Origin of the sequence: Bacillus sp. CDB3, assembly GCF_002081505.1 — a bacterium.
Taxonomy (GTDB): domain Bacteria; phylum Bacillota; class Bacilli; order Bacillales; family Bacillaceae_G; genus Bacillus_A; species Bacillus_A cereus_AT.
This window is the reverse complement of record NZ_ALBR01000016.1, coordinates 24,182-33,826: the sequence shown is the minus strand read 5'-3', so window position 1 is coordinate 33,826 and position 9,645 is coordinate 24,182. Positions and strand designations below refer to the sequence as shown.

Sequence of the window (9,645 nt, the reverse complement as noted above, 5' to 3'; positions counted from 1 at the left end):
AAATGGATGCTCTTTCTACTTTTTCTATATAAATAATATGTACTTACTCTTGATTAATCAAAATAACAGCGGGCCCAGAAACAACTACTCCGGCCACTTCTATCTTTTCAAATTCCATCACTGTAATAGATATAACCCCTTCTCTTTCCATCAATTCCTTACTCAGGACTTCAGTCGGTATTGATTTCACCGTCCTACCTCCTTTTCATTTTATACAAAAAACTACCCAATGCCTCTAAATATATGCATCACCACCACTTTCATTCCTTATTCCAGTCAAAAATCACATCCCCTTTCTATAACATATTGAAAAATAAAAAAGCACTCGCCAAAGCGAATGCCTTTTCATTATTTACTCTCTATTACTTTTAACATTCTATTAATAAATGCTGCAGATTCCCCACGTGTTGCAGAACCTTTTGGCATAAACTCATTATTCTCATTCCCTTTTACGATACCTAACCCATAAACACGTTGAACCGCCTGTTTATCATACGCTAAATTTTGATCCGTAAATGGTAATGGAACTAAATTACCTTTTATATTTTTGTATTGCAATGCACGATCAATCATAATGACAGCTTCATCACGTTTAATCGTATCATTCGGAGCAAATATATCATTTCCTCGTCCACTTATAATCCCAGCACTAGCTGCACGATTAATACCATCTACTAGTGATGGATGAGCTGTGCTTATATCTTTGAAATTCGATTTCCCCTCTGGTAATTGCAATGATCTTGAAACTAAATTCGCAAATTCACCACGTGTTACAAGGCGTTCTGGCCAGTAAGAACCCTTTCCGTCTCCAACCATAATACCTCTTTTATCTAATTCACGAATATCTGCTTCATACCAACCGCCTGTAATATCATCTTTATGATTTGCATCATAATAAGCTTTTGTTCCCTGTAAGAATGGTTCCCATGCATTATTATTTATCATAATAGCCGGACAATTCTTTCCGCTCCAAAATTGATGTTTTTTCACATTTTCTAAAGGAATATTTAATTCCCCCATTAAATAGGCTGCTAGTTTGCGAGCATTTTCCACAGCTTTATTATAATCACCATCTTGATTGACAGCAATTTCAATTGCAATGGATTCTCTATTACCAGTTCCTTCTGCTCCATCTCCAGCATGCCAGCCATTTTCATTTAATGGTAGATGTTGATAAATTTCTTTATCATCTACTGTAAAATGCCAAGATGCTGAACGATCAGTCGTTCCTGTTGCTTGACTGTATAAATATTGTGCATGATTTTTAGCATTTGCTCCAACACTATAATTATCTGTCTCATGAATTGTAATGTAGTTTGGTTTCATCGCATTGCCTGGACGAATATTTTCATTTCCTGTTGGTACAATCATTTCCTTTAATGGTACACCGTAAATATCCGTTGTTTTCTCTGCTGATGGCGCTGCATACATAACAGCTGCACGTTTTGTACGTGTTGGTGTTGTGTCTTGAATAAGCGAGGCCTTTGTCCCTTCAAATTTTGCTGAAGGTGCATAAATCCATTTCACCTCATTATCTATTTGGACTTGGAACCACTCTCCAACTTGTCCAATTGCAATAATTGTTTGCGGTTGTAACACTTTCTCATCTTTATATGAATTAAATGGTGCGGTATATGTAGCTGTCTCTTCATTAATTACTAACTTTTCGTTTGCCAAGTGATAAACTTCCTTAACCTCTACATTTCCTTCACTATTTTGTATCCACCCAGCTCCAGATGATGTTTCAACATAGTAAGCGTTTCCTTTTCGTTTCTCGGCTTTCACTACTTGATTAGAAAGCTGCACACCTGTTGCTTTTTGTAAATCAGCAGAATCAAATAAAGATGCTGAACTTATTATATGTACAAGAAAATCTCCTTGCGCTTCAGTTGTTACTCCTTTACCCTCTCCACGTCCATCTTCATCTTTCATATGGTTTTCAATACTTTTTAAAGCTTGCTCTTCAGTTGAAATTGTTACAGTCTTTTCTACTGTGTCAGCATAGGAAAAAGTTGGAATCGTTACCATACTACATACAATTGATGCAGCTAAAACATTATAAAATCCTTTTTTCATAATAATTATTTAACACGCTTATATCGAAATTCGTGTTAACTTCCCTCCCTAATCTAAAAAATTTAATACTATCTAGTAAACTTCTAAACTAAATAACCATTTACAATATAACAAACTCTATCTCATTCGTATAGATAGGAATGACTACTATTTGCCTGTTTTTTCTATATTGGAATATAGAAAAGAAGCTATAAAAGATATAGCTTCTCCTCTCACTATTTCAATCTCGTTGCACCTTATACTCTATAACTCTACCATCTTTATCAAATTGCAAAACAAGACATTCACTATCTATAGGAATGAAACTACGTTCATTCCCAAGATAGTATAGTGTAGTAATTCCCTTTTCCAAACTGCTTGTTTTCGTAGGGACCCCTAACAATTTTATGATTTCCTCGTTTGATTTCCCTATCAATTTATGCCGCTTTAATAAGTCATCTATCATATATACCCGTTTTTCCTCATCATTTAACCACCGATCCTGATTAAAGTTTGAAGTGTATTTATTTAAACTTAATTGTAAAGTGCATACTATCAATGGAATGAGAGCAACCATCATTACAGTGAACAGCTGTTTCTTATCTTTATCACGTCTTGCTGATACATGTAAGACAGCCTTTTGAATAATAACTAGTAGAATAAAAGGCATTGCTACTACAAAAATACTCGTTACACTCAATGACACATGAACCATATCAATAACAAAGATAAACACAAGATACATTAATATATACAAACAAAAATAAATGTACAATATTCCCCACAATATAGAGCTTTTACCTTTCTCCACCCAAATAACACCTACTTTATCCCGTTAGTGACACTCCCAGCTCAAAATTCAGCTGTAAAGAAGTTATGTGGCAGTCGTACTGACCATAAAATCCGATTGATGCGGGTTAATAATCAGCGGGGAATGCCCCACTGATTAAAGTTTTACTTCGCAACATAATTCATCTGGCCAATCATATCTCTAATCTTTCGTAGTTCTTGTGCTGTATATATTACTTTACTTGTTAAAACTTCATTTCTGAAAAACGTTACAATTTGTTCTCTATCTTTAAATCTCGGCAATTCTTCATTAGAAAGATCAATAACTTCTTTTCCACTTTCATTTTCAAAATATACAATCGGTTTTATTTTTCCCTTTACAATATCTACTTGCATTTCTTCCAAACAATTATATAAAGTTTGAGATAGTATTTTCGCTTTATACGCTGGATTCCCTTCATTTCTTACTTGCAAAGTTAATGAAGTTCCATCCGTAATAAATTCAAATGTCTCTTCTTTTTCAATTTCATGTTGATACTTGCCAATTTCCTCAATCATAAATGAATATATACCTGCATTTTCTCTCGTTAAGCCATGGATTAATTTCCCTGTCCATTCTTTCGTCTCCAGTAGATAAATACCAGTTTTACATAAGATGAGATGATGGATTCGATTATCGTTTACGTCACGTTTATGTCTATCTTTATTACCTCTCATAAAGATATTCGGCATAATATGAAACTCATCTTCTAGTATGATTCCTTGCTCAACAAAACTTCGTTTCATATAATGTAATGCTTCATGTGTATTCACTTCGGCACCATTTTTGGCATACTCTCGTAAATCTGCAATTAAATTTTGAAACATATGTAGTTCATTACTATGCTTATCTTGCATTTCACTACGTTCTTTACTATGTTGAACAGCTAGTTGATTTTTCATCATACGCATATTTTCAAGTTCTCTAGCTGTACTCACTTGTAAATCATTATATTTTTTTTGCTCCATATTCTTTAAAGTACTTTGCTGTTCTTTGTGCTCTGTAATCGTAGCTGCAATTTCACTTTCATATGTTTCAATCGCTTGTTTCTTTTCAAATTCTACTTGCTGGCTCTCTGATTCTAACTGTTTATTTTTATAAAACAGTACAAACACTGCAGCTAATAATATTAAAATTCCACCTATTAGCACATACTCCATATTTTTTCTCCTTTATTTCACGTCCGATTATTTTTATAAATATATCGATTATATTATACTATGCTTTTAATATACACTTTGTAAAAATTATATATTTTTAATAAAAGGCACCTCAGTCGAGATACCTTTTAAGTTCACTTTATTGTACACCATACTGAATATAACTTGAATCATAGTATACCCATTGATTTGTCCCTAAGCAAAGCCATCCATCTTGCTTACTCCATACTCGATATGATTCACCATGATGTAACTGTCTTATAACATTCCCATTTAATGATGGAGCGTCTCGCAGATTCACATTATCGCCAGTAATAGTTGCCACATAATGTTTATACTGAATATAACTTGAATCATTATATACCCACTGATTTGTCCCTAAACAGAGCCATCCATCTTGTTCTCCCCAAACTTCATATGATTCGCCACGATTCAATTGGCGAATTACACTAGACTGTAAAGATGGTCCACTCCGTAAATTCACATTATCTCCATTAATTACAGCAACTCCGTACACTGGAGTCGCATTATTAGGCGTGGGAACATTACCTCCACCACTTGCTCCATTTCCTTGTAAAGCTTCTAATGAAACAGCTGCTGATACATCACAATTTCCTACACCTGGAATTTGCCCAGAATCTGTGTACTGCCATGCTGTCCACTCTGTCCATCCACCAGCATCAACAGGCGGTATACTAGAATATCTGGAAATCCATAGTGGAATGTCACTTAACCCGCTAATTCCAAATTCATTAATATACCAAACTCCTGTATATAACATTACATTTTTCCCAGTAGCTTGTTTCACATAATTTACGAAACTTCTTGCCCAATTCGATATAGTCGCACCCGTTAAACTACTATTGCTAGTATCCGTTGGCGATTCTAAATCTAAAACAGGAATTAAGTCCGTCTGATTACTCTGTAATATATTCACAAAATATTTCGCTTCTGAAATGGCATCATTTTGTTCTGGGTGCGCAAAATGATATGCACCAATTAATACATTCGCATTTCTTGCAGCTTGTACATTTTGAACGAAAGTAGGGTCAATATAGTTCACACCTTCCGTCGCTTTTGCATACGCCGCTGGAATACCAGATGACTTCACAGCATTCCAATCGATGTTTCCTTCCCAATGAGACACATCGATAAACGTAACATTTGAACTGGATCTATTTTGCATATAAAAGCTCCTATCAATTTTTTTATTCCGTATACAATATGTATAACTTCAGTTAGTGGACACGACTTTTATGCTATAGTAATAAAGTTCTAATATATTTATTTTGTCGAGATGTTTAAGAAAAAAGTGAAATTGAAACTACACCCTACACCAGAAACTCCATTAATACACTTTTAACACCGCAAAAAAAGCCTTGTAATTACAAGGCCTTTTGCAAACTACCTTTATTTTGTAGTAAGTACATATTGTAATAACGTCCTTGTTTACTAAGTAACTCTTGATGTGCTCCGCTTTCTACAATTTCCCCTTCATGCATAACAAATATTTGATCCGCATCTTGGATTGTGGACAATCTGTGCGCAATCGCTATCGTTGTTCTGCCTTTTCGCATTTGCTGCAATGCCGTTTGGATAGCCTCCTCTGTTTCTGTATCAATATTTGCCGTCGCTTCATCTAACACTAATACTTTCGGATTGGTTGCTATCGTTCTAGCAAAAGCAATTAATTGCCTTTGACCACTAGAAAATGCAGCTCCTCTTTCGACAACTTCTGTATCATACTGCTCTGGTAATTTTTCAATAAACGTATTCGCTTGCACAAACTTTGCCGCTTCCTCTATCTCTTCATCCGTAATCTCTTCATTATACATACGAATGTTTTGCTTTACATTTCCAGCAAATAAAAATGCATCTTGCAGCACAAGACCAATTTTCTTTCGAATTTCTTGTTCTTCAAACTTTTCTAAATCTACTCCGTCTATTACAATATTTCCTGATTTAATATTGTAAAATCTCATTAATAAATTCATAATCGTACTCTTTCCGCTACCAGTATGCCCTACAAAAGCAACCGTTTGCCCTGGCTTTACGTGAAAAGATACATTTTTTAAAACGTCACGCTTTCCATCATATGAAAAAGTAACATCTTTAAACTGAATTTCCCCATTAGCTACTCGTGGCTGTTCACTCCCCATTTGAACAGGAGCTAAATCTTTATCATCCATTAAATGAAATACACGCGATGATGAAACAAGCGCTTGCTGGAAGAAAGATAGTTTCATCATCATCTCATTTACCGGCTGGAAGAAACGATGTATATAGTTAACGAAAGCATATAAAACCCCTACTTCAACAGGACTCTTTAAAGCATCGATTCCGAATAAACCAAGTACTAACGCAATTGCTACAATATGAACAAGATCTGTTGCTGGACGTAAAAGTAATGCATCTAATTTCAATGTACGACGTCCAGCATTAAAATGTTTATTGTTCACTTCTTCAAATTCTTTTCTCATCCGCTTTTCTTGCCGGAACACCTGAACAATATTCATACCTTGAATGGACTCATTTAACTTTGCATTTAATATACTCAGCTGATTACGTACCTCTAAATAAAAAGCTGCACTTTTCCGTTGATACAACACCATAATTGCAAACATTATCGGAATTAATATGAGCGAAAATAGTGCTAATTTTACATCTAATAAAAACATCGCTACTAAAATCCCTACTAAAAAGACTACATTTTTCACGAATGTTGATAGTACACTAACATAAAAATCCTTAATCGCTTCTGTATCATTCGTTATGCGGGATACGAGCGTACCAATCGGCGTACGATCAAAGAAGCTTAATGACAATTTTTGAACATGTTCATACACTTCAACTCGCATATCTTGGACAATCTTAAAAGCGATATTTTGAAAGTACAATAAGTCTAAATAAGTAAATAATACTTTTAATAAATGAGCAATAATATACACTACAAATAGGGTTACAAGTGCTGATTGTTCAAAGTTACCTGGCACTAAGTGTTCATCAAGAAATTGTTTAATTAAAAAAGGACCCATCATTTCAGTTACAGTTGCACCAACTAGAAATAAAAATGCTACCGCTAATAACCCTTTATAAGGCCTCATATAAGAAAGCAACCTTCTTAAATCACTCCGTTTTTTCTCAGCCATCATACGCCTCCTTTCTCTACTAATGCCTCTAACTGCTGGCTTTCGTACATTTCTTTATACCAACCATTTTCTTTCATTAATTGCTCATGTGTCCCTCGCTGCATAACCCTACCTTCATCAATAACAAGAATAAGATTTGCATGCTGAATAGCACTTAAACGATGGGCAGTAATAATCGTCGTTTTCTCTGCTCTTTCTCGTTTCAATGCAGTTAAAATAGTTTCTTCTGTTTTTGCATCTACGGCTGATAAACAATCATCTAATATTAAAATTTCAGCATTTGTTAATAATGCACGCGCAATAGAGATTCGCTGTTTTTGACCTCCTGATAGTGAAACGCCCCTTTCACCTACTACAGTGTCATACCCTTCTGGAAATTGAAATATATCATTATGGATACAAGCAATATCAGCAGCTCGGCTAATTTCTTTATATGTAGCATCGGCCTTTCCAAAAGCAATGTTCTCCCCAATACTCGCTGAAAATAAAAAGTGATCTTGCGGTACATATGAAATTGCAGAACGCACACCGTGAAGTGTTAAATCTCGAATATCCCGCTCCCCAACTTTTAATTCACCATTAAAATGATCATATTCTCGAATTAAACATTTTAACAACGTCGTCTTCCCTGCACCGGTACGTCCTACAATTCCTAACGTTTCACCCTTTCTTAAATTAAAGTAAATATCTTTTAAGTTTAATAGTTCATTCTTTTTATAAGAAAACGAATCAACAGCGAACGAAACATCACCACTTGCTATAGTATTTATAGCATTGTCCCTATTCACTACATCTGAAGTTTGTGAAAGTATTTTCTCCACACGATCATACGAAGCACGTCCACGCTCCATAATATTAAATAGCCATCCAAACGCTAACATTGGCCATACAAGTGTCCCTAAGTACGTTGTAAATGTTACCAATTCTCCTACAGTTAATTCACCTCGTACGACTAATAATGATCCGTAACAAATTGCGATCAAAAATGAAAATCCGACAATTAAGGAAATCGTTGGATCGAATAACGAGTCAATACGTGCAACTAGCATATTTTTATGTACGACATCTTCAGATTTTTTCCGAAACGCTTGTAAATCCTCTTTCTCTTGTCCAAGTGAGCGAATTACCTTCATCCCACTCATACTTTCTTGTACTTTATCATTGATTTCAGAAAACGATTGCTGTGCCTTATGAAATCTTCTATGCAATAAAGTTCCATAATAATTTGTAGAAATAGCTACAATTGGCATCGGAATTAAACTTAATAGCGTTAACTTCCAACTAATTGTAAATCCCATCGCTACGAGTACACATCCTCCAACAGCTAATGAATCAACGAGTGTTAAAACACCTGACCCCGCAGTTTGCTGAATCGCCTGAATATCATTTGTCGCATGTGCCATCAAATCGCCTGTGCGACGTGATTGATAAAAGGATGGGCTCATCTTAGTAAAATGTTCATATAGATTCTTTCGCAGTTGACGAGCTAGTTTTAAAGAAGATCCAAAAATCATAATACGCCATAAGTAACGTAATATATACATCGTAATTCCTACAACTACTAATAGAATAACCCAGTTCAACAATTTTTCAGACGTTAATGTTCCACTATTAATTTCATCTACTACAATCCCTAGTACTTTTGGCGCTACAAGTTCAAGAAGCGCGACACCAAATAACATAATAATTCCGATTATGTACGCTCGTTTTTCTTGCTTAAAAAACCAAGCTAAATTAAAAAACACTTTCATATTTATCCTCCTCCCTTAAAATGAGCGATGTTTTCAGTTTACCAAAAACACAGAATTTTTAAAAGTTTTAAACACTTATTATATCCAAAAGAAAAGGACACTCGGTAAGAGTGCCCTTTTCTTTTGGATATGTTTTTGCCCCATTTGCATCAAAACCCTTATATATCAAGGTTTAATTCCTGTTTTCCGCCACTTTTTCTGTTAAGAAAAACATACCATATTTCCATTTGTTTTGTCTATGAAAATACATCTATTCGCTTTACTTTTCCTTATGTATCTTTACTTCCTCTTTCAAGTTTCCCGTTTTCCCTTCCTCAAATTACATCATAATAGGAAACACAGAAAGACGACAATCTACTTCATATAAATTCAACCTGTAAGAACTCCCTTGTTTTACATAATTAAAATCGATAACTCTTTTCATTTTGAGATACTTGTACCACACTGACTAGTATGTCAAAATCAGCACATAACTTGCAGCAGGTATTTTTTCTATCAAAGCTTTTTACTATAACTTAAAACAAACGTAAATTCGCATAAAATTAAATTTTTACACAGATTTAATTACATAATAAAATTATGATAATTCTATTAACGCACCTATAATTCAAAGATCCCATCCCACCAAGTCGTTTATTTTTGACATGTACTCAACAAATATAATCTGACATAATTATATTATGAATGTTAAAATATGAAAG

General features: G+C 34.5%; 7 protein-coding genes. All 7 read right to left on the bottom strand.

The features are described from left to right. Nucleotides 1–43: 43 nt before the first annotated feature. Entirely contained in the window at nt 44–190 is a 147-nt protein-coding gene (locus tag CDB3_RS06095; RefSeq protein ID WP_000836278.1) for a BC1881 family protein, read from the bottom strand. A gap of 158 nt (nt 191–348) precedes the next feature. Continuing rightward, complete coding sequence (locus tag CDB3_RS06090) at nt 349–2,076, bottom strand: S-layer homology domain-containing protein (RefSeq protein ID WP_128853770.1); 1,728 nt, start codon at nt 2,074–2,076, stop codon at nt 349–351. Nucleotides 2,077–2,296: 220 nt separating this feature from the next. Next, nucleotides 2,297–2,866 (bottom strand): hypothetical protein, encoded by a 570-nt coding sequence (locus CDB3_RS06085; protein WP_128853769.1) that lies wholly within the window; start codon nt 2,864–2,866, stop codon nt 2,297–2,299. A 143-nt stretch (nt 2,867–3,009) separates the two neighbouring features. Then, nucleotides 3,010–4,044, bottom strand: coding sequence for a nuclease-related domain-containing protein (locus CDB3_RS06080; RefSeq protein WP_128853768.1), 1,035 nt, complete (start codon nt 4,042–4,044; stop codon nt 3,010–3,012). 139 nt (nt 4,045–4,183) lie between these two features. Next, nucleotides 4,184–5,230 (bottom strand): GH25 family lysozyme, encoded by a 1,047-nt coding sequence (locus CDB3_RS06075; protein WP_128853767.1) that lies wholly within the window; start codon nt 5,228–5,230, stop codon nt 4,184–4,186. 199 nt (nt 5,231–5,429) lie between these two features. Then, nucleotides 5,430–7,193, bottom strand: a complete 1,764-nt coding sequence (locus CDB3_RS06070; RefSeq protein ID WP_128853766.1) for an ABC transporter ATP-binding protein — start codon at nt 7,191–7,193, stop codon at nt 5,430–5,432. After that, the gene (locus CDB3_RS06065) at nt 7,193–8,944 is read right to left on the bottom strand and encodes an ABC transporter transmembrane domain-containing protein (protein ID WP_128853765.1); all 1,752 of its coding nucleotides are present in this window, start codon (nt 8,942–8,944) and stop codon (nt 7,193–7,195) included. The genes CDB3_RS06070 and CDB3_RS06065 overlap by 1 nt, the downstream gene beginning before the upstream one ends. Nucleotides 8,945–9,645 lie beyond the last annotated feature (701 nt).